Origin of the sequence: Paraburkholderia bryophila (assembly GCF_003269035.1) — a bacterium.
Lineage (GTDB): Bacteria > Pseudomonadota > Gammaproteobacteria > Burkholderiales > Burkholderiaceae > Paraburkholderia > Paraburkholderia bryophila.
Window position 1 is genome coordinate 536,371 of record NZ_QLTK01000001.1, and the last position, 21,107, is coordinate 557,477.

At 62.3% G+C, this 21,107-nt stretch carries 18 protein-coding genes; 3 read left to right on the forward strand and 15 right to left on the reverse strand.

Going from position 1 to position 21,107, the window contains the following annotated elements:
* Positions 1 to 13: 13 nt before the first annotated feature.
* From fdx to BX591_RS02405, 9 genes are all read right to left on the reverse strand, one after another.
* On the reverse strand, positions 14 to 355 hold the full coding sequence (gene fdx, locus BX591_RS02365; protein ID WP_097389705.1) for an ISC system 2Fe-2S type ferredoxin: 342 nt from the start codon (positions 353 to 355) through the stop codon (positions 14 to 16).
* Between the two features lie 152 nt (positions 356 to 507).
* A complete protein-coding gene (gene hscA / locus BX591_RS02370; RefSeq protein ID WP_111929110.1) occupies positions 508 to 2,379 on the reverse strand; it encodes a Fe-S protein assembly chaperone HscA in 1,872 nt (623 codons plus the stop codon).
* A 145-nt stretch (positions 2,380 to 2,524) separates the two neighbouring features.
* Positions 2,525 to 3,052 (reverse strand): Fe-S protein assembly co-chaperone HscB, encoded by a 528-nt coding sequence (gene hscB, locus BX591_RS02375; protein WP_111929111.1) that lies wholly within the window; start codon positions 3,050 to 3,052, stop codon positions 2,525 to 2,527.
* 167 nt (positions 3,053 to 3,219) lie between these two features.
* Positions 3,220 to 3,543, reverse strand: a complete 324-nt coding sequence (iscA, locus tag BX591_RS02380; RefSeq protein ID WP_028199494.1) for an iron-sulfur cluster assembly protein IscA — start codon at positions 3,541 to 3,543, stop codon at positions 3,220 to 3,222.
* A 192-nt stretch (positions 3,544 to 3,735) separates the two neighbouring features.
* Positions 3,736 to 4,149 (reverse strand): Fe-S cluster assembly scaffold IscU, encoded by a 414-nt coding sequence (gene iscU, locus BX591_RS02385; RefSeq protein WP_035546491.1) that lies wholly within the window; start codon positions 4,147 to 4,149, stop codon positions 3,736 to 3,738.
* A gap of 72 nt (positions 4,150 to 4,221) precedes the next feature.
* The gene (locus BX591_RS02390; RefSeq protein WP_111929112.1) at positions 4,222 to 5,445 is read right to left on the reverse strand and encodes an IscS subfamily cysteine desulfurase; all 1,224 of its coding nucleotides are present in this window, start codon (positions 5,443 to 5,445) and stop codon (positions 4,222 to 4,224) included.
* A gap of 86 nt (positions 5,446 to 5,531) precedes the next feature.
* A complete protein-coding gene (gene iscR / locus BX591_RS02395) occupies positions 5,532 to 6,062 on the reverse strand; it encodes a Fe-S cluster assembly transcriptional regulator IscR (protein ID WP_094783140.1) in 531 nt (176 codons plus the stop codon).
* Positions 6,063 to 6,216: 154 nt separating this feature from the next.
* Positions 6,217 to 6,714, reverse strand: a complete 498-nt coding sequence (locus BX591_RS02400) for a low molecular weight protein-tyrosine-phosphatase (RefSeq protein ID WP_111929113.1) — start codon at positions 6,712 to 6,714, stop codon at positions 6,217 to 6,219.
* Between the two features lie 186 nt (positions 6,715 to 6,900).
* A complete protein-coding gene (locus tag BX591_RS02405; RefSeq protein WP_111929114.1) occupies positions 6,901 to 7,140 on the reverse strand; it encodes a hypothetical protein in 240 nt (79 codons plus the stop codon).
* Between the two features lie 267 nt (positions 7,141 to 7,407).
* Here BX591_RS02405 and BX591_RS02410 point away from each other — a divergent pair, with 267 nt between their 5' ends.
* A complete protein-coding gene (locus BX591_RS02410; protein ID WP_244146896.1) occupies positions 7,408 to 7,971 on the forward strand; it encodes a hypothetical protein in 564 nt (187 codons plus the stop codon).
* Between the two features lie 133 nt (positions 7,972 to 8,104).
* Here the strand turns inward: BX591_RS02410 and BX591_RS02415 are convergent, their stop codons facing one another.
* Positions 8,105 to 9,520: a lactate utilization protein B gene (locus BX591_RS02415; RefSeq protein ID WP_111929115.1), complete on the reverse strand. Its 1,416-nt coding sequence runs from the start codon at positions 9,518 to 9,520 to the stop codon at positions 8,105 to 8,107.
* Positions 9,521 to 9,661: 141 nt separating this feature from the next.
* Positions 9,662 to 10,384, reverse strand: a complete 723-nt coding sequence (locus BX591_RS02420) for a (Fe-S)-binding protein (RefSeq protein WP_111929116.1) — start codon at positions 10,382 to 10,384, stop codon at positions 9,662 to 9,664.
* A 179-nt stretch (positions 10,385 to 10,563) separates the two neighbouring features.
* Here BX591_RS02420 and BX591_RS02425 point away from each other — a divergent pair, with 179 nt between their 5' ends.
* On the forward strand, positions 10,564 to 11,370 hold the full coding sequence (locus tag BX591_RS02425) for an IclR family transcriptional regulator (protein ID WP_111929117.1): 807 nt from the start codon (positions 10,564 to 10,566) through the stop codon (positions 11,368 to 11,370).
* A gap of 119 nt (positions 11,371 to 11,489) precedes the next feature.
* Here the strand turns inward: BX591_RS02425 and pbpG are convergent, their stop codons facing one another.
* Positions 11,490 to 12,677: a D-alanyl-D-alanine endopeptidase gene (gene pbpG, locus BX591_RS02430; protein ID WP_111929118.1), complete on the reverse strand. Its 1,188-nt coding sequence runs from the start codon at positions 12,675 to 12,677 to the stop codon at positions 11,490 to 11,492.
* 778 nt (positions 12,678 to 13,455) lie between these two features.
* Here pbpG and BX591_RS02435 point away from each other — a divergent pair.
* Entirely contained in the window at positions 13,456 to 14,028 is a 573-nt protein-coding gene (locus BX591_RS02435) for a phasin family protein (RefSeq protein WP_105506890.1), read from the forward strand.
* Between the two features lie 366 nt (positions 14,029 to 14,394).
* Here BX591_RS02435 and lpdA read toward each other — a convergent pair whose 3' ends face one another.
* The 3 genes from lpdA to aceE all read right to left on the reverse strand — a co-directional run bounded on the left by lpdA (position 14,395) and on the right by aceE (position 20,933).
* The gene (gene lpdA, locus BX591_RS02440) at positions 14,395 to 16,197 is read right to left on the reverse strand and encodes a dihydrolipoyl dehydrogenase (protein WP_111929119.1); all 1,803 of its coding nucleotides are present in this window, start codon (positions 16,195 to 16,197) and stop codon (positions 14,395 to 14,397) included.
* 309 nt (positions 16,198 to 16,506) lie between these two features.
* Positions 16,507 to 18,150: a dihydrolipoyllysine-residue acetyltransferase gene (aceF, locus tag BX591_RS02445; protein WP_111929120.1), complete on the reverse strand. Its 1,644-nt coding sequence runs from the start codon at positions 18,148 to 18,150 to the stop codon at positions 16,507 to 16,509.
* A gap of 86 nt (positions 18,151 to 18,236) precedes the next feature.
* Positions 18,237 to 20,933, reverse strand: a complete 2,697-nt coding sequence (gene aceE / locus BX591_RS02450; RefSeq protein WP_111929121.1) for a pyruvate dehydrogenase (acetyl-transferring), homodimeric type — start codon at positions 20,931 to 20,933, stop codon at positions 18,237 to 18,239.
* Positions 20,934 to 21,107 lie beyond the last annotated feature (174 nt).

The window sequence follows — 21,107 nt, forward strand, 5'->3', positions numbered from 1 at the left end:
CTGCAACCTCCTGTTAGTGGTTTTCCTTCGCGTGATTGATCGAGTAGCGCGGGATCTCGACGACCAGATCCTGCTCGGCCGGCACCATCGCCTGGCACGACAGACGCGAGGCCGGTTCGAGCCCCCACGCCTTGTCCAGCAGATCGTCCTCGTCTTCCTCGGACGGCGTCAAGGCGGCGAAACCCTCACGCACGATCACGTGGCAGGTCGTGCAGGCGCACGACTTCTCGCACGCGTGCTCGATTTCAATGCCGTGTTCGAGCAGGCTGTCGCAGATGCTCTTGCCGGGCACGGCATCGATCACCGCGCCTTCCGGGCACAGTTCGACATGGGGCAGCACAACGATTTGAGGCATACATTTTCCGTTTGGGTCTGAGGCACGGCGGCGGCCAGCAGGCTCCGCACCATTTTACTGGCGTCGCGCGGCGTTTTTAAGTCCGCGCGACGCGCTTCGGTTGTGACGTGCACGTGCCGGCGGCGTGCGAGCCGGCCGACCTGCGCGTTGGTTCAGATCTCGTCGAGCTTACGGCCGGCCAGCGCGCGGCGAATGCCCTTGTTCATGCGGCGCGCGGCGAATTCGTCGGTACCTTCGGCGAGCGTTCTGGTGGCGGCTTCGATCGCGCCGGCGTCGTCGCTGCCGGCAATGTCACGCAGCGTGGCCAGCAACGCGTCGAGCTCGGCGCGTTCGCTGTCGTCGAGCAACTCGGCGTCGGCGACCAGCGCCGCGTCGGTCGCTTCGACCAGCCGGCGCGCCTCGACCTGCGCCTCGCGCAGCGCGCGGGCGCGCATGTCGACTTCGGCGGTCGAGAAGCTGTCCTCGAGCATTCTGGCGACGTCGTCGTCGGCCAGACCGTAGGACGGCTTGACCACCACCGACGCTTCCACGCCCGAACCCTGCTCACGCGCGAACACCGACAGCAAACCGTCCGCGTCCACCTGATACGTGACGCGAATCCGCGCCGCGCCGGCCGCCATCGGCGGAATGCCGCGCAGTTCGAAGCGCGCGAGCGAACGGCAGTCGCTGACGAGCTCGCGCTCGCCTTGCACGACGTGGATCGCCATCGCCGTCTGGCCGTCCTTGAAGGTCGTGAAATCCTGCGCGCGCGCGACCGGAATGGTCGAATTGCGCGGAATGATCTTCTCGGTCAAGCCACCCATGGTTTCGACGCCGAGCGACAGTGGAATCACGTCGAGCAACAGCCAGTCGTCGCCGTCCGCGCCGCGATTGCCGGCCAGCAGGTCGGCCTGAATCGCCGCGCCGAGCGCGACGACCTGATCCGGGTCGAGATTGGTGAGCGGCGGCTGGCCGAACAGCGACTCGACCGCGCGACGCACCACCGGCATGCGCGTCGCGCCACCGACCAGCACCACGCCGTTGATCTCTTTCGTGGTGACCCTGGCGTCGCGCAGCGCTTTTTTCGTCGGACCGAGCGTGCGTTGCACCAGCGCCTGGGTGATCGACTCGAAAGTAGCTTCGTCGATCGTCAGATCGAGGCTGGTGCCGTTCGAGAGCGTCGCCGCCAGGGTTGCATAGGGCGCGCTCGACAACGCCTCCTTGGTCACGCGTACGCTGTCCAGCAGCAGACGCACGTCTTCGGGTGCGAGCGTTTGCGGGGCGATGCCCGCCTGCTCCAGCACGTGGCGATACAACGCGTGGTCGAAATCGTCGCCGCCGAGCGCGGAATCGCCGCCGGCCGCGAGCACTTCGAACACGCCCTTGGTGAGTTTGAGGATCGACAGATCGAAGGTGCCGCCGCCGAGGTCGTACACCGCGAACAGGCCTTCGGAACCGTTATCCAGCCCGTAAGCGATCGCAGCCGCGGTCGGCTCGTTCAGCAGACGCAGCACATTCAGGCCGGCCAGACGCGCGGCGTCCTTGGTGGCCTGGCGCTGCGCTTCGTCGAAGTAAGCGGGCACCGTGATGACCGCGCCGACCAGCTCGTCGCCGAGCGTGTCTTCGGCGCGCTGGCGCAGCGTCGCGAGAATTTCCGCCGACACTTCGACCGGGCTCTTCACACCGTCGACGGTGCGGATCTGCACCATGCCGGGAGCGTCGACGAAATCGTACGGCGCGTTTTCGGCGCCCTCCACTTCCGCCTTGCCGCGGCCCATGAAGCGCTTGACCGACACGATCGTGTTGCGCGGATCGGTGGCCGCTTCGGCCTTGGCCGTGCGGCCGATTCGTCGGCCGCCCTTCTCCAGGTAGCGCACCACCGACGGCAGCAGCGCGTGGCCGTCTTCGTCGGGCAGCACGTCGGGCACGCCGCTGCGCACGGCGGCAACGAGGGAATTGGTGGTGCCGAGATCGATACCGACCGCCAGACGCCGCTGATGGGGCGCCGGCGCCATGCCGGGTTCGGAGATTTGCAGTAGGGCCATCTGGATCTTCTCGGGGCCGTTTCGCCCCGTCCTGAATTTTCGCGTTGCTGGATGTTGTGCTACGACTGCATGTCTGGTTGCGCACGGGCTACGTGCTGTTTCCGCGCGGGCGTTGGAGCGCCCTGCCGCCCGCGACGCTGCGCGGCTAGTTCTCGAGCCGCTCGATCTGTGTGCCGATTTCCGAGGCTACCCGCTCGATGAACATCAACTGCCGCACCGCCTCGCCCGCCGCCTGATTTGCGCCGCTATCGAGCAACGCGCCGAGCCTGGCAAAGCGTACGCGCTCTTCGTCGCGCAGTTCGGTGAGCAACGCGTCGAGCGCGTCGACGTTCTTCGCCGCGGCCGCGTCTTCGATGCCTTCGCGCCATTCCATCTGCTGCATCAGGAACGCCGGTTCCATCGCCGTATTGTTCTCCGCGCCGACGTCGACGTCGCGCAGCGACAGCAGGTAGGTGGCGCGCTTCAACGGATCGCGCAGCGTCTGGTACGCCTCGTTGGTGCGCGTCGCCCATTGCATCGCGATGCGCTTTTGCGCGTCGCCGGCCGCCGCGAAGCGGTCCGGATGCACTTGCGCCTGCACCGTGCGATACGCATGGTCGAGCGCCGCGGCATCGAGCGCGAATTGCGCCGGAAGATCGAACAGGTCGAAGTGGCTGTCGTTCAGCGAGGCCATCGGATAGAAGGAGTCCGTTCAGGAAAGCGCACCGGGGTGCAGTCTAAAAACGCCGCTCGAAGGCGCGGTAAGTGGTGATCGGCGCTCGGCCCAAGGCGAATGCGCGGATCAAACTAAAAAGGCGGCACGCGCCGCCTTTGATCCGCTGCACGCGGCAACGCCCCGATTTACACCCGGAACGACTCGCCGCAGCCGCATTCGTCCTTCACGTTCGGATTGTTGAACTTGAAGCCTTCATTCAACCCTTCGCGTGCGAAGTCGAGTTCCGTACCGTCGATGTACGCCAGGCTCTTCGGGTCGACAATGATCTTCACGCCGTTGCAGTCGAACACTTCGTCTTCGGGCGCGAGTTCGTCCACGTACTCGAGCTTGTAGGCCAAGCCGGAGCAACCGGTGGTGCGCACGCCCACGCGCAAACCGACGCCTTTACCGCGACGGGTCAAATACTTCTGGACGTGCTGTGCTGCCTTTTCGGTCAACGTAATTGCCATAGCGTTTCTCATTGCGCGACGCCTCTCTGTCTGCCTGCGTGGACGTTTGTTCGTCCACCCGGCAGTTCAGGCGCTGCGACCCTGCCTGCATCAAATATCGCTCATACCGGACGGTGCGTTCCAACTGCGCCGCCCGCTTCGATTCACTCAGGCGCGACTCGGGTGCAAAACCCGGCTCGCGCCACAACCGCGTCAAGCGTGTTGCTTGTCGCCGGCGACGACCGCTTCGCCATGCCGCTGCTTGTAGTCGGCGACCGCTGCCTTGATCGCGTCTTCCGCGAGAATCGAGCAGTGGATCTTGACCGGCGGCAGCGCCAGTTCTTCGGCGATCTGCGTGTTCTTGATCGACATGGCCTGGTCGAGCGTCTTGCCCTTCACCCATTCGGTGACGAGCGAACTCGACGCGATGGCCGAACCGCAGCCGTACGTCTTGAACTTCGCGTCTTCGATGATGCCGTCCGCGCCCACGCGGATCTGCAGCTTCATCACGTCGCCGCAAGCCGGCGCGCCGACCATGCCGGTGCCGACCGCGTCGTCGTCTTTCGCGAAGGAACCGACGTTGCGCGGGTTCTCGTAATGATCCAGCACCTTTTCGCTATAAGCCATGATTACACTCCTTGATCCGTTTCAACCTGCAATTTGCAATTCGATAAAGTCGACGTCGTCCAACCCGGCGCGTCAGTGCGCAGCCCACTGGATGGTCGAAATATCGATCCCGTCCTTGTGCATTTCCCACAGCGGCGACAGATCGCGCAGCTTCGAAATCTTGGTCTTCAGCAGGTTGATCACGTAATCGACGTCCTGCTCGGTCGTGAAACGGCCCACCGTGAAGCGGATCGAGCTATGCGCGAGTTCGTCGTTGCGACCCAGCGCGCGCAGCACGTACGACGGCTCCAGCGAAGCCGACGTGCACGCCGAACCCGACGACACCGCCACGTCCTTCACCGCCATGATCAGCGATTCGCCTTCGACGAAATTGAAGCTGATGTTCAGGTTGTGCGGCACCCGCTTTTCCATATCGCCGTTCACATACGTTTCTTCCATTTCCGACAGGCCGCGCAGCAGACGATCGCGCAGCATGCGGATGCGCTCGTTTTCCGTTGCCATTTCTTCATGCGCGATACGGAACGCTTCGCCCATGCCGACGATCTGGTGCGTGGCCAGCGTGCCCGAACGCATGCCGCGCTCGTGACCGCCGCCGTGCATTTGCGCTTCGATGCGGATACGCGGCTTGCGACGCACGTACAAAGCGCCGATGCCCTTCGGACCGTAGGTCTTGTGCGCCGAGAACGACATCAGGTCGACCTTCAGCTTTTGCAGATCGATCTCGATCTTGCCGGTGGCTTGCGCCGCATCGACGTGAAAAATGATGCCCTTTTCACGCGTGATCTCGCCGATCGCCTCGATGTCCTGGATCACGCCGATTTCGTTGTTCACCGACATGATCGACACCAGAATCGTGTCCGGGCGAATCGCCGCCTTCAGCTGGTCGAGGTCGATCAGACCGTCGTCTTTCACATCCAGATACGTGACTTCGAAGCCTTCGCGCTCGAGTTCGCGGCAGGTGTCGAGCACGGCCTTGTGTTCGGTCTTGACCGTGATGACGTGCTTGCCCTTGCTCTTGTAGAAGTGCGCGGCGCCCTTGATGGCCAGGTTGTCCGACTCCGTCGCGCCCGAGGTCCAGATGATTTCGCGCGGATCGGCATTCACCAGCTTCGCCACGTTCTCACGCGCTTCTTCGACCGCGCGCTCCGCGTCCCAGCCATACGAGTGACTGCGCGAAGCGGGGTTGCCGAACTGCTCGCGCAGGTACGGAATCATCTTGTCCACCACGCGCGGATCGATCGGCGTCGTCGCGCTGTAGTCCATATAGATGGGCAGATGGAGAGAGTCGTTATTCATCAATTGCTCCGGGGACGTCATATGCTCTGGCTTTCTGGGTTCTTTTATCTCGCTGCGATGCTTCGCTCTACTGCAAGCACCGCGCGCTAGGAACCGGCCATGTTGAAAACTGAGTTGGGCCCTTTCGGCGCCACGCGCACCGGCTCGACCGCCGGCGCTTCGTTGCGCCGGTCGCGCAGTACCGCCGGCGCGCCTTCGCGCGAACGCTGCTGGTCGACCAGGTCTTTCAGCGACACCGAATCCAGGTACTCGACCATTTTCTGATTCAGCGTGGACCAGAGTTCATGCGTCATGCAGTGGCCGTCGTGCTGCTTGGTGCCCTCGCACGAGCCCTTGCCGCCGCACTGGGTGGCGTCGAGCGGCTCGTCGACCGCGATGATGATGTCGGCCACGGTCACGTCTTCGGCGCGGCGCGCCAGATTGTAGCCGCCGCCCGGTCCGCGCACGGACTCGACGATTTCATGACGACGCAACTTGCCAAACAGCTGCTCGAGGTACGACAGGGAGATGTGTTGGCGCTGGCTGATACCAGCAAGCGTCACCGGGCCCTGCTCCTGGCGCAGTGCCAGGTCAATCATCGCCGTGACGGCGAAACGGCCTTTCGTGGTGAGTCTCATAGGGTGTGGGGACCGCAATTCTCGACAAGTTTGGTCAAGTATAAATACATGAGCGATTTAGTCAAGTATCCCTACCGTGATTTGGGTCATTTGCTTAATTGCTGGATACGCTTGGACGTACTGTCGGGCGCCCCAAGCGCGAGCGCTTCCTGAGCTACGTGAGCAACTGCGGACGCAACGCCGCGATCAGCCCGCGGCACGCGGCTTCACATTGGTCCAGCACCTGCTCGAAACCCTCCGCACCGCCGAAATACGGATCGACGACTTCGCGGGCGCCGCCCCAGCGCGTGTCCGTTTCCGGCACGAATTCCATCAGCAGACGAATTTTCTCGCGCTGCGCGGGCGCGCTGACCTGGCGCAGCGCGGCGACATTTTTGTCGTCCATCGCGATCAGCAGGTCGAAACGTTCGAAATCCGCGGGGGCGATCTGGCGGCCGCGCAATGCGGCCAGTTCGTAGCCTCGCCGGCCGGCGGCCTGCTGCGCGCGCTCGTCCGGCGCCTGACCGATGTGCCAGTCGCCCGTGCCGGCCGAATCGATCAAGATGCGCTCAGAGAGCTTCGCCTCGTCGACCAGACGCCGCATCACGCCCTCCGCGGTCGGCGAACGACAGATGTTCCCGAGGCAGACGAAGCAGATGGACACGGTTTTCATCAGAGGTTTGAGGCGCTTTACGGCGCGGTAATCAACGTGTGGAACGGCTGCTGGAAAACGGTGGCGCGATTATACAAAGCAGGGAGAAATCTTGCCGGAGGCGGCTCAGTCGCGCCTTAGTTCAGGCAGCCGGGTCATGGCGACTGCGTCCGCGCCTCGTTGGCATTAATCCGGCAGGCCTTGTGACTACGACGCCTCGGCCATCGGCATCGTCACGACCGCACGCAGCGGTTTTGCCGGCAGCGTCGAGCTGTCGTCGATCATGCCGTACGAAACGGCGCGCGCGAGTTCAGCGGTCAATTGGTCGGCCGCGAGCGGCGCCTGCTTTGCGCGCGAGACGGCGTCGCCGCAAATATGCAAATAAGCCGCCACGGCGAGGGCTGCAACGAGGGCGAGGGGCCAGTACACCGATATTGTCTTTTTCATGATGTCGTTTCTTCCGATTAGGGGCGGATGAGCTTGTGACTCACTATGCCCAGTCGAAATCCTATAGGAATACGCAATCGGGAAAAACCCAGTGAACCGAGATACAGCGTTGCTTCAAATGGAACAGTGCAGGGTGCCGCCGGCCCCACCGGCTTCGGCGCATGGCAAGCGGCCGGAAATATTCCTTACAAACACATACAAAGCTTTGGCGACGACTGGCGATAATGACGGTCTTACAAACATGACAACCTCGCGCCGGCTCATTACATGAAACGCATTGCTCCACTCATCGGACTCGCGGCCGCGGCCTTGCTCGGCGGCTGCGCGGTCTATCCAGACGGTACGCCGATGGTCGGCAACGGCTACGGCGGCGGTTATAGCGGCTACAACGGCTATGACGACGGCTACGCGCCCGGCGTGCCGGTCGTGCCGCAGAGCAACATCTATCTCGGCTATGGCAGCTATTCGGGGCCGGGATACTACGACGGCCCGGGGCGTTATTACGGCCCGGGACCGGGTTATCGCGGTTACCCGGGAAACCGGGGCGATTGGCCGAACAATGGCAACGGAAATCGCGGTCAGGGTGGCGGCTGGCATGGCCAGCCCAATAATGGCGGACAAGGTGGACCGCCGCCGCGCGGCGCGGTGAGCGGCCCCGGCGGGCCGGGTGGCTCTAGCGGGCCGCGACCGGGTGCCGGCGGTCCACCGCCGTCACCGCCACAAGCAGGCAACGGGAACGGCGGTGGACGAGGTAACGGAGGCGGCGTCGGCAACCAGAGCCGGCCTCGTGGCGACGAAGGCCGAAACCCGTCCGGGATGACGAATCATTGAGGCGGACGGTGCCCGGTCAGCAACGAGTGCAGGTCGCCCCTGATTTTCGACCGGCACCCTATCCTCAGACTCGGCGCCTGAAGGCCAAACAGCTCAAAAGTTGCAAGCGCGGTTGCGGGCTATGGAGTCCGTCTCACCCAATATGACTGCGCTGCGCCGCGTACAACTCCCTGAACGTACGCCCCACCGGCGCTGGCATATCTCGCGTGTTGGTCCAGCCGGCGCCGCCCAGCGGCAGCTTCGCGATCGAACGATTCCTGCCACCCATCCGCTCCAGCACCCGCACCGCCAGCTTGGTGAAAAGCGCATAAGCATCCGGATGCAGCGCCAGAAAACCCCACACCGCCAGCCCCGCCCGCTCCTTCCAGGGCCGCAGCCGCCGTTCCACCTGTTTCTCGCGCAATTTGCGCAGCAGATCCGACAACGGAATGCCCACCGGACACACGCTATTGCACTCGCCGCATAAGGTCGCGGCCTGCGGCAAATCGAGCGCCTTGTCGATGCCGACATAACTCGGCGTCAGCACCGAGCCCATCGGGCCGGGATAAACCCAGCCGTAAGCGTGTCCGCCCACCTTCTGATAAACCGGGCAGTGGTTCATGCACGCGCCGCAGCGGATACAGCGCAGCATCTCCTGAAAGTCGCCGCCGATCAGCCCCGTGCGGCCGCCATCCACCAGCACCACATACATATGCTCGGGGCCGTCCTGGTCGCCCTCGCCGCGCGGTCCGGTCAGCACGGAAAAATAGTTCGATGTGGCCTGCCCGGTCGCCGAGCGAGGCAGCAGACGCATGGCGGTGGCCAGATCTTCCAGCGTCGGCAACACTTTTTCGATCCCCGTGACGGCGACGTGCACGCGCGGCATCACCGTACACATGCCCTCGTTGCCCTCGTTCGTGACAAGCACGACCGAGCCGGTTTCCGCCACCACGAAGTTGCCGCCCGTCACGCCCATGTCCGCCGTCATGAAATGCGGACGCAGGACTTCGCGCGCTTCCCGCGTCATGTCGGTCACTTCGGTCAGGCGCGGCCGGCCGTGTGTTTTTGCAAACAGGTCGGCGATCTCTTCCTTATCCTTGTGGACGACCGGCGCGATGATGTGGCTCGGCGGCTCGTTGCCGTTGATCTGCAGTATGTACTCGCCGAGATCGGTTTCGATCGACTCCACGCCCATCTGGCCGAGCACCTCGTTCAGGCGCATTTCCTCGGTCACCATGGACTTCGTCTTGATCACTTTCTTCACGTCGTGCCGGCGCGCGATATCGCCGACCAGCCGCGCGGCCTCCTGCGTCGTCTCGGCGAACAGCACCGTCACGCCACGCCGGCTGGCCTCGCGCTCGAACGTTTCGAGCCACACGCCTAGGTTTTCCAGTGCGCGGTTGCGGCGCTCCTTGAGCGCGGCGCGCGTGGCCGGAAAGTCGATCGCGTTCATGGACGCGGCGCGTGCCGAGACGAACTTGCTCGACAGCTTGGTCAGGTTCTGCTGCAGACGCTGGTCGGCGAGTTTCTGTCCCGCGCGCGCCTTGAATTGCATCGATTGAACTTGCATGGCCGCCTTATGCTTAATCGAATCGGAACGCGGATCGGAACGCGCGCACCGACAAGCGTGAAACGAGGTGCATGGAAAGAAAGTGATGCGAAACGGCGTGTTGCCCAGCGCGATGGATCGCGCGCCGCGCCGCAGACGCCTTTACACGTCGCCGGCCAACACCTGCGCGATGTGCAGCACCCGTGTCGCGGAATCGCCGGTGCGCCGCAAACGGCCTTCTATGTTGAGCATGCAGCCGAGGTCGCCGAGCACCACCGTGCCCGCGCCGCTCGCGCCGATGTTGGCGCATTTTTCGTCGACGATCGCCGTGGAAATGTCGCCGTACTTGACCGCGAACGTGCCGCCGAAGCCGCAGCAGTGCTCGCAATCCTTCATTTCCGTCACGGCCACGCCCACCTGCTTCAGCAACGCGCGCGGCTGGGCCTTCACGCCCAGTTCGCGTAAGCCGGAACAGGAATCGTGATAGGTCACCTGCCCCGTGAATTCGCCCGGCTGCAACTGCACCTTAGCCACGTTGACGAGGAAATCCGTAAGTTCGAACACCTTGGCACGCAGTCGGCCGAAGCGGTTCATCATCTCGGGGTCGTCGGCGAAGAGGTCGCCGTAGTGCGCGCGGATCATGCCGCCGCACGATCCGGACGGCACCACCACGTAGTCGAACTGCTCGAACTCGCGCAGCGTTTTCTCGGCCAGATCGCGCGCGATACGCCGCTCCCCCGAGTTGTACGCCGGCTGCCCGCAGCAGGTTTGCGCGGGCGGCACGATCACCTCGAAACCGGCGCCTTCGATCAGCTTGATCACTGAAAAACCGATTTCGGGCCGCATCAGGTCGATCAGGCAGGTGACGAACAATCCGACTCGCATGAGCCCTCCTTCGGGAAAACGTGCCTGATTATCCGCTGTTTGGCGGACAATACCAACGGCCGGAAGCCATAAGACGAACGACGCGTTAAATTGGAATAGGTTTTCCAACCGCGTTCGCTTTTTTCACGATACGAGATACAATCAATTTCCGCTGTTTGACGCGTCAACCGATTCCTCCCATGAGCGACACGAACCCGGATCCCAAAACTTCGATCCAGGTGATCGAACGCATGATGCGCTTGCTCGACGCCCTCGCCGCGCATAGCGACCCGGTCAGCCTGAAAGAACTCGCCATCCGTACGGAACTGCATCCGTCCACCGCGCACCGCATCCTGAACGATATGGTGATGTGCCGGCTGGTCGACCGTTCGGACCCCGGCACGTACCGGCTCGGCATGCGTCTGCTCGAATTGGGCAATCTGGTGAAGGCGCGCCTGTCGGTACGCGACGCAGCGCTCACGCCGATGCGCGAACTGCATCGCCAGACGGGGCAAACGGTGAATCTGTCGGTGCGCCAGGGCGACGAGATCGTGTACATCGAGCGCGCCTATTCCGAGCGCTCGGGCATGCAGGTAGTCCGGGCTATCGGCGGGCGGGCACCGCTGCATCTGACCTCGGTGGGCAAGCTGTTCCTCGCGGCCGACGAATCGACCCGCGTGCGCGCTTACGCCACCCGCACCGGTCTGTCAGGCCACACGCAGAACAGCATTACGGATCTGACGAAACTCGAACGTGAGCTGTCGATCGTGCGCCAGCAAGCCTCCGCGCGCGATAACGAGGAGCTGGAACTGGGCGTGCGCTGTATCGCGGCTGGTATTTACGACGACACCGGCAAGCTGGTCGCCGGGCTGTCGCTGTCCGCGCCGGCGGATCGCCTGCAGGACTCCTGGCTCGGCCAGCTCAGCCAGACCGCGCTGCTGATTTCCGCGTCGCTCGGGTATCGCCCGCAGATCCCGCAGGACCATTCGCACAGCCATCACGCGTGACTCTCAGGTAACCGGCTCGCGCGCGCATCGCGGAATAGAAAAAGCCTCGCAGCACATGCATGCTGCGAGGCTTTTTTCATGGTGCGGCCGGTTCACGACGAACCGGCCGCTGAACCGCTTCAGGTGCCCGGACCGCCGGCATCCGCGCTGGTAATGCGCGCCTGATCGCCGCCATTGTCCAGCCATGTGCGCAGACGCGTCGCGTCCGCGAAACGCGAGTACTTACCCGACGAATCGAGCAGCACCATGATCATCGGACGGCCGTGGATGGTCGCCTGCATCACCAGACACTCGCCTGCTTCGTTGATGAAGCCGGTCTTCTGCAGACCGATGTCCCACGTCGGGTTACGCACCAGCGCATTGGTGCTGTTGTACGCCAGCGAACGCTTGCCGGTGTACACCTCGTAGCTGTGATCGGTCGAGAACTTGCGGATCAGCGGATATTGATACGCCGCGTTCACCATCTTCACGAGGTCGCGCGCGCTCGACACGTTCTGGCTCGTCAAACCCGTGGGGTTTTCAAAGTGCGTGTCGGTCATGCCCAGTTGTTTGGCCTTCGCGTTCATCGCCGCGAGGAACGCCGGGCGGCCGCCCGGGAAGTAACGCGACAGCGCGGCGGCGGCACGGTTTTCCGACGCCATCAGCGCGATATGCAGCATGTCTTCACGCGACAGCACCGAGCCCACCGACAGGCGCGAGCCGGTGTTTTTTTCGTAGTCGCGGTCTTCGTCGGTGACTTCGATCTGGTCGGTCATCGGCTCTTTCGAATCGAGCACGACCATCGAGGTCATCAGCTTGGTGATCGACGCGATCGGCACCACGGCGCGCGAGTTCTTGTCGAACAGCGACTCGCCGGAATTCTGATCGATCACGTACGCCACGCTCGAACGCAGCATCAGCGCGTCCGGCGTTTCGTGCAGGCCGAATGCCTGGCCGACGGTCGGCTGGCGCGGTTCGTACGCGACGCGACGCACCACCGTGTGACGGCGGCCGTTCGACGTGTAGGTCACGCGCTTGCGCTTGACGCTCGCACGGGGGGCGTCGTCGTCCGCGGCGACGGCCTTCACGGCCACGCTTTTACCGGCCTTGGCCGACTTGCTCGCCACCTTGGCGGTCGCGGCGGCCGGCTTTTTGGCGGTCTTAACGTGTTTGGAAGTTTTTGCGGGTGCTGCGGCGGGTGTGGCGGCAAAAGCGCTCACGGGCGTGGCGAACGCCGCTGCGATGACCATGGAGGCGGCCACCGACAGAGCGGTGCTGCGGGCCGCGCCATGGATCACTTTTAGCGACGAAAACATGTCGGTTTTCATGGGTGTTCGGTAGGGAGCGGCGAGAGGTTTCCGCAAGTGTAGTAAAACAACGAAAAATTAGCAATTTTAAGCACTTATACGCGCTCCTTAAACCGGCTTGTAAGCTCCGATCGCAAAAACACAAATAAGTGCCTCCGGTCGATCGAAAAAAACAATCGCTACCGGGCATCGCCCCGTCGTCGCCGTCATGCCCTCGAATCGAGATGATTCTTTCAGCATAACGGCAATATCGAGACAACCTTGATCAGGGGAAATACGGTCCGAGCACAGGCGGGTGACGCATTGCCCGTGCCATGAAACGTCGCGGGGTCTCGCTGCGGTGCTGTTAAACGCCTGCTGGAAACCGCCAACGCGCTTTCGACACGCATAGCGCATTAACGTTCCGTGACAGTTTCCGGTTTACATCGAATTGTCGTTCGGCGATTTTTTGTCGCGCGCCAGATGTTACCGCTTCGCAGCATCCCTCGCTCCGAACGGTCAAAACACCTCGTGAAATCGGTAACAAATGCGGATATTTCGCGCACCAGCTCGGTGCGACGGTCAATTTAACTTGCGTCATACGGTCGTCATGCTCTCTGCATAAGGTATTGTTTTATCAACACTTTCTTAATATTGTGCGGCGCACAAAAAGCACTTGACATTCGTAGTAGTCATCCTAAAATGGGAACCATTGCTGCGATGCACCATACATCGCGGTTCGGGGGGACGAGCTTCAAGGCGTCTCGCCACTTACCCAAAGCGGTCCGCACAGACAGACCGCAATCCAGGAGCGTAAACCATGACTCTGCTGACCCCTGAGCAATTCGCCGCAGCCCAGAAAGCCAACTTTGAAACGCTGTTCGGCCTGACGACCAAAGCATTTGAAGGCGTCGAAAAGCTGGTTGAGCTGAACCTGCAAGTCGTGAAGTCGACAATTGCGGAAAGCCAGGAAAATGCCCAACGCGCGCTGTCGGTGAAGGACGGCCAGGAATTGCTGGCACTGCAAGCCAGCCTGGCACAACCGGTTGCCGAAAAGGCGCTGTCGTACGGCCGTCACGTGTATGAAATCGTCTCGGCAACGCAAGGTGAATTCACCCGCGTCGCTGAAGCGCAATTCGAAGAGCAAAACCGCAAGGTTCAGTCGCTCGTCGAAAACGTCGCGAAGAACGCACCGGCTGGTTCGGAAACGGCTGTCGCCGTGATCAAGTCGGCGATCACCGCCGCTAACACGACGTACGAAACGGTTCACAAGGCAACGAAGCAAGCGGTTGAAATCGCCGAAAGCAACTTCAATGCAGCCGCCACGGCCGCTTCGAAGGCAGCTTCGCAAGCCGCTGCTCAAGCATCGCGCTCGGCCAAGAAGACGGTTTAAGTTTCAGACAGCATTCGTAGCACTACACGCCGGCCCCGCTCTTTCGCGGCGCCGGCGTTATCTTAAGCAACAGCGTCGCGCCGTTGCCGCTCACACGGTGTTAATTGGCTGGACGCTCCGATACGTTGAACGACGTATCGTTTGCCCGGCGAATGGCCGGGATTTTTTTGGGCGATTGCCTGACGCGTCCGGCGTGGCAGGTGTCACGGCGATAAGACGGCAACGCGGTGCTGGTGTGAGACGGGTTGTGAATACGTGCCTTGCCAGAAAGAAAACGGCGCGCCCTTTTGCGGGGCGCGCCGTTTTTTCATGGGCTTGAGCTTTGTCGAGCCCACCTGCATGAAGCAGGCGGGCCGAACCGCCCTACTACTTCTTTTTCACCGGCGGCAGATCCGTACAGACGCCTTCGTACAATTCGGCGGCCATGCCGACCGATTCGCCGAGCGTCGGATGCGGGTGGATCGTCTTACCGATATCCGTTGCATCCGCACCCATTTCGATCGCGAGACAAACTTCGCTGATCAGGTCGCCCGCATTCAGACCGACGATACCGCCGCCGATCACGCGATGCGTTTCCTCGTCGAACAGCAGCTTCGTGAAGCCTTCGTCGCGGCCGTTGGCGATCGCGCGGCCCGAAGCGGCCCACGGGAACACCGCTTTGCCGAACTTGACGCCGGCGGCCTTCAGCTGGTCTTCCGTCTTGCCGGCCCACGCCACTTCCGGATCGGTGTAGGCCACCGACGGAATCTGCAGCGCGTCGAAATACGCCTTTTCGCCATGAGCGGCTTCGGCGGCAACGTGACCTTCGTGCACGGCCTTGTGCGCGAGCATCGGCTGACCGACGATATCGCCGATCGCGAAGATGTGCGGCACGTTGGTGCGCATCTGCTTGTCGACATCGATAAAGCCGCGATCCGTCACCGCGACACCGGCCTTGTCCGCGCCGATCTTCTTGCCATTCGGCGTACGACCGACGGCGACCAGCACGAGGTCATAGCGTTGCGCTTCGGCCGGGGCTTTTTCGCCCTCGAACGACACGTAGATGCCGTCGTCTTTCGCTTGCGCCGCGGTGGTTTTGGTCTTCAGCATGACGTTGGCGAAACGCTTGCTGTTGTATTTTTCCCAGACCTTAACCAGATCGCGATCCGCGCCGGCCATCAAACCGTCGAGCATTTCGACCACGTCGATTTTCGCACCGAGGGTCGCGTACACCGTGGCCATTTCCAGCCCGATGATGCCGCCGCCGATCACCAGCATGCGTTGCGGAATCTGACGCAGTTCGAGCGCGCCGGTCGAGTCGACCACGCGCGGATCTTCCGGAATGAACGGCAGCTTCACCGCTTCCGAGCCCGCCGCGATAATCGCCTGCTTGAACTTGACGACCTTCTTGCCCGCTTCCGTCTGCACTTCCATGTGATTCGGATCGACGAACGCGCCGGTGCCCGTCACGACTTCGACCTTGCGCGCCTTGGCCATGCCGGCGAGACCGCCGGTGAGCTTCTTGACGACGCCTGACTTGAAGTCACGGAGTTTGTCGAGATCGATCTGCGGCTTGGCGAACGTGATGCCGTGTGCGCCGAGCGCTTCGGCTTCGTCGATAACGAGCGCGGTGTGCAACAGCGCCTTCGACGGAATACAGCCGACATTCAGACAGACGCCGCCGAGCGTCGAATAACGTTCGACGAGCACCGTCTTCATACCTAGATCGGCCGAGCGGAACGCGGCCGAATAACCGCCGGGGCCTGAACCGAGCACGAGCATGTCGCATTCGATATCGGCGCTACCGGAGAAGCTCCCAGCCTGCGGCGCGGGCGCAGCGGCCTTCGGTGCAGCAGCTTGCGCTGCCTGCGGCTTCGCTTCGGCTTGAGCCGGAGCCTTTTCGGGTTCTTTGGCGGGCGCCTTGGGCGCATATTTCGCGGGCGCCGCATCGGCCGAGGATTCGACCAGGGCAATCACGGTCCCTTGTGAGACTTTGTCACCCGCTTTGACGCGAACTTCCTTGACGGTGCCGGCCGTATCGCTCGGCACTTCGATGGAAGCCTTGTCGGACTCGAGCGTCATGAGAGCTTGTTCGTTCTCGATGACATCGCCCGGTTTGATATTGACTTCGATGACATCGACGTCTTTGAAGTCACCGATATCCGGCACTTTAACTTCGACGAGACTCATAGTGTCCCCTTCTCTTATTGATCGATGATGAAGAAAGAACCGAAACAGCGGCCCAAAAACAGCCCAAAAGCTGGCAGCGAGGCGAACAGCAACATCCTTTGCTGTCCGCCCAAGGACGCGCCTTTCTTTTGCCTACTTTTCTTTGGAAGACGACCCGAAGGTAGTCCCCGTGGGACAAAGAAAAGTAGGTGCCGCCCCGCACAGGGGCAACGCTAATAGACCACTAACAAATCAGGTTCTACAGAGAGACGCGAGATAACAGACAGCAACAACACCATCAACCCGCGCCCCCGCAAAAACATCACCCAATCAAAGAATCACACGCCGAAAATCGGCAAGAATCGCACCCAGATACGCATTAAACCGAGCCGCCGCCGCCCCATCAATAACCCGATGGTCATACGACAAGGAAAGCGGCAAGACCAAACGCGGAACGAACTGTTTCCCATCCCAAACCGGCTTCATCGCACCACGCGACAGACCGAGAATCGCGACTTCAGGCGCATTGATAATCGGCGTGAAGTGAGTGCCGCCGATACCGCCCAACGACGAGATCGAGAAGCATCCACCCTGCATCTGATCCGGCTTCAACTTGCCGTCACGAGCCGCCTTGGACAACTCGGTCATTTCCTTGGCGATCTCGACCAGGCCCTTCTTGTCCGCATCGCGAATAACCGGCACGACCAGGCCATTCGGCGTATCGGCAGCAAACCCGATATGGAAGTACTGCTTGAACACCAGGTTATCGCCATCGAGGCTGGCATTGAACGTCGGGAACTGCTTCAAGGCGGAAACCACCGCCTTGATAACAAAAGCCAGCATCGTGATCTTGACGCCCGACTTTTCGTTTTCCTTGTTCAACTGCACGCGCAGCGCTTCGAGCTCGGTGATATCCGCTTCGTCGTTATTGGTGACGTGCGGAATCATGACCCAGTTGCGATGCAGGTTCGCGCCCGAGATCTTCTTGATGCGCGACAGCGGCTTCGGATCGACCGGACCGAACTTCGTGAAGTCGACCTTCGGCCACGGCAGCAGATTCAGCTCGCCGCCACCTGCGGCAGCCGGTGCAGCCGCACCCGCCGGCGCAGCACGCTGCCCGGTCATCACACCCTTGATGAAGGCGGTGACGTCGGCTTGCGTAATACGACCCTTCGGCCCCGTGCCTTGCACCTGAGCGACATCCACGCCGAGTTCGCGCGAGAACTTGCGCACCGACGGCGACGCATGGCTCGCGTGACGCGAACCTTCGCCAGCCTGAATGACCGGTGCCTGAGCCAGCGCCGACGGTTGCGCCGGGGCGGGCGACGGCGTGGCCGGCGCGTCGGACGGCTTCTCGACGGCCTGCTTCGGCGCGGGCGCCGCAGCCGGAGCGGCAGCGCCGCCTTCGGCTTCGACCACCACAATCACCGAGCCTTCCGACACATTGTCACCGACCTTGACCTTCACTTCCTTGACGACGCCGGCGACCGAGCTCGGCACGTCCATGGTCGCCTTGTCGGATTCGAGCGTCACCAGCGACTGCTCTTTCTCGACGCGATCGCCGACCTTCACCGAGACTTCGATCACGGGAATGTCTTTGTAGTCGCCGATATCCGGCACCTTCACGTCCTGCAGACCGCCACCGCTCGCAGCGGGTGCGGCGGCCGGCGCAGCAGCGGGTGCGGCGGCCGGTGCGGGCGCCGGAGCCGGAGCCGGCGCAGCCGCACCACCTTCGGCCGCTTCCAGCACGACGATCAGCACGCCTTCCGACACGTTGTCGCCGACCTTGACCTTCACTTCCTTGACGACGCCGGCGGCCGAGCTTGGCACGTCCATCGTCGCCTTATCGGATTCCAGCGTAACGAGCGATTGCTCTTTCTCGACGGTATCACCCGCCTTCACCAGCACCTCGATCACAGGAATGTCCTTGTAATCGCCGATGTCCGGCACCTTGACTTCGATCGCTTGACTCATTGTTAGTGTCTCCTGGGCCGCGCACGCAGCCGGCCCCTGGCAATCAGGGGCCGGCGCGCACGCCGTGGCACACGGGGAATGATGCCTTAGACGGTCATCGGGTTGGGTTTGGCGGGATCAAGGTTGTACTTCTTGAGCGCCTCGGCGACGACCTTGCGTTCGATCGTGCCTTCATCTGCCAGTGCATTCAACGCGGCAACCGTGACCCAGTAGCGGTCGACTTCGAAGAAGTGACGCAGCTTTTCACGCGTGTCCGAACGGCCGTAGCCGTCCGTCCCCAGCACGACGAATTTCTGCGGCACGAACGCGCGGATCTGTTCGGTCAGCGCGCGCACGTAGTCGGTCGATGCGATGACCGGGCCTTGTGCGTCCTTGAGCAGCTTCTCGACGTGCGAGAGCTTCTTTTCTTCGTTCGGGTGCAGCAGGTTGTAACGCTGCACTTCGTGGCCTTCGCGCGCGAGTTCGGTGAAGCTCGGCACGCTCCACAGGTCGGCGGCGACGCCCCAATCGTTCTTCAGCAGGTCGGCGGCGGCGATCACTTCGTTGAAGATCGTGCCCGCGCCCATCAGCTGAACGCGCGGCGCCTTCGCGTCGGCTTGCGCCTTGCTGAACGCGTACATGCCCTTGATGATGTCGGCCGCTACAGCGTCGCCCTGCGGAATCGCCGGGTGCTCGTAGTTTTCGTTCATCACCGTGATGTAGTAGTACACGTCTTCCTGATCCGCGACCATGCGGCGCAGGCCGTCCTGCACGATGACGGCGAGTTCGTAACCGAACGTCGGGTCATAGCTGATGCAGTTCGGCACCGACGCGGCCCACAGCAGCGAGTGGCCGTCTTCGTGTTGCAGACCTTCGCCGTTCAGCGTCGTGCGGCCCGCCGTGCCACCCAGCAGGAAGCCGCGCGAACGCATGTCGCCCGCCGCCCAGCACAGGTCGCCGATACGCTGGAAGCCGAACATCGAGTAGAAGATGTAGAACGGGATCATGGTCTCGCCGTGCGTCGAGTACGACGTCGCGGCAGCGATCCAGTCCGCCATACCACCGGCTTCGTTGATGCCTTCCTGCAGAATCTGACCGGTTTCCGACTCGCGGTAGAACATCAGCTGGTCGGAATCTTCCGGCACGTACTTCTGGCCTTCCTGATTCCAGATACCGATCTGGCGGAACAGGCCTTCCATACCGAAGGTACGCGACTCGTCCGGCACGATCGGCACGATGCGCTTGCCGAGGGCCTTGTCCTTCAGCAGGATGTTCAGGATCCGCACGAACGCCATCGTCGTGGAGATCTCGCGGCCTTCGCCCGTGCCCTTGAGCAGCGGCTCGAATGCCGTCAGTTCCGGCACCGGCAGCGACTCGGCCTTCTGCCGGCGCGCCGGCAGATAGCCGCCCAGCTCCTGGCGGCGGGCGCGCATGTACTCGAGTTCCTTCGACCCTTCTTCGAACTTGAGGTACGGCACGTTGACGAGGTCTTCGTCGGTGATCGGCAGACGGAACTGATCGCGGAATTTCTTCAGCTGATCGACATGCAGCTTCTTCTGCTGGTGGGTGATGTTCATCGCCTGGCCGGCTTCGCCCATGCCGTAGCCCTTGATCGTCTTCGCGAGAATGACGGTCGGCTGGCCTTGCGAATTCGACGCTTCGGCGAACGCCGCGTAGATCTTGTGCGGATCGTGGCCGCCGCGGTTCAGGTTCCAGATGTCCTCGTCGGACCATTCGGCGACCAGCGCCTTCAGTTCCGGCGTGTTGAAGAAGTGTTCGCGCACATACGCGCCCGACTCCGACTTGTACGTCTGATATTCGCCGTCGACCACTTCCATCATGCGGCGCATCAGCGCGCCCGACTTGTCGCGCTGGAACAGCGCGTCCCAGCGGCTACCCCAGACGACCTTGATGACGTTCCAGCCGGCACCGCGGAATTCGCTTTCGAGTTCCTGGATGATCTTGCCGTTACCGCGCACCGGGCCATCCAGGCGCTGCAGATTACAGTTGATCACGAACACCAGGTTGTCGAGACGTTCGCGGCCGGCCATGCCGATCGCGCCGAGCGATTCCGGTTCGTCCGTTTCGCCGTCGCCGAGGAAGGCCCAGACCTTTCGGCCCGTGGTCTTCGCGATGCCGCGCGCGTGCATGTACTTCATGAAGCGCGCCTGGTAGATCGCCATGATCGGGCCGAGGCCCATCGACACGGTCGGGAACTGCCAGAAGTCAGGCATCAGCCACGGATGCGGATACGACGAGATGCCCTCGCCGCCCACTTCCTGACGGAAGTTGTCGAGCTGGTTTTCGGTCAGACGGCCGAGCAGGAACGCGCGCGAGTACACACCCGGCGACGAATGGCCCTGCACGAAAATCAGATCGCCGCCATGTTCGGCCGACGGCGCGTGCCAGAAATGGTTGTAGCCGACGTCGTACAGCGTGGCTGCCGACGCGAACGAAGCGATGTGGCCACCGACGTTGGTGTCCTTGCCGGCTCGCAGCACCATGGCAATGGCGTTCCAGCGGGTGTACGAACGGATACGGTGCTCGATGTCCTGGTCGCCGGGGATCTTCGCCTGGCGCGCAACCGGAATCGTGTTGATGTACGGGGTGTTAGCCGAGAACGGCAGATGTTCGCCATGCACGCGGGCGAATTCGATCTGTTTCTCAATTAGGTAGTGGGCACGATCGGGGCCCACTGCAGAAATCACGCCATCCAGCGCTTCCAGCCATTCGCCGGTTTCCTGGGGATCGTCGTCTTTTTCGGCGGCGACATATTTCATGACTTCGTCGGGTACAGCGGACATGCTCGTCTCCTGGATTTAGAGGAACGCTCTTTGAACAGACGACGCGGACGAAGCACGGCCGCGGCAGCTTCGGCCGATTGTAAAAGGGGTCCCGACGTCCGCGCAACAAAATTTTCGAATAGCGAGATCACTTCTCATAATGCGGAAAATTGCTGCGGCGCAACCTGGATTGAC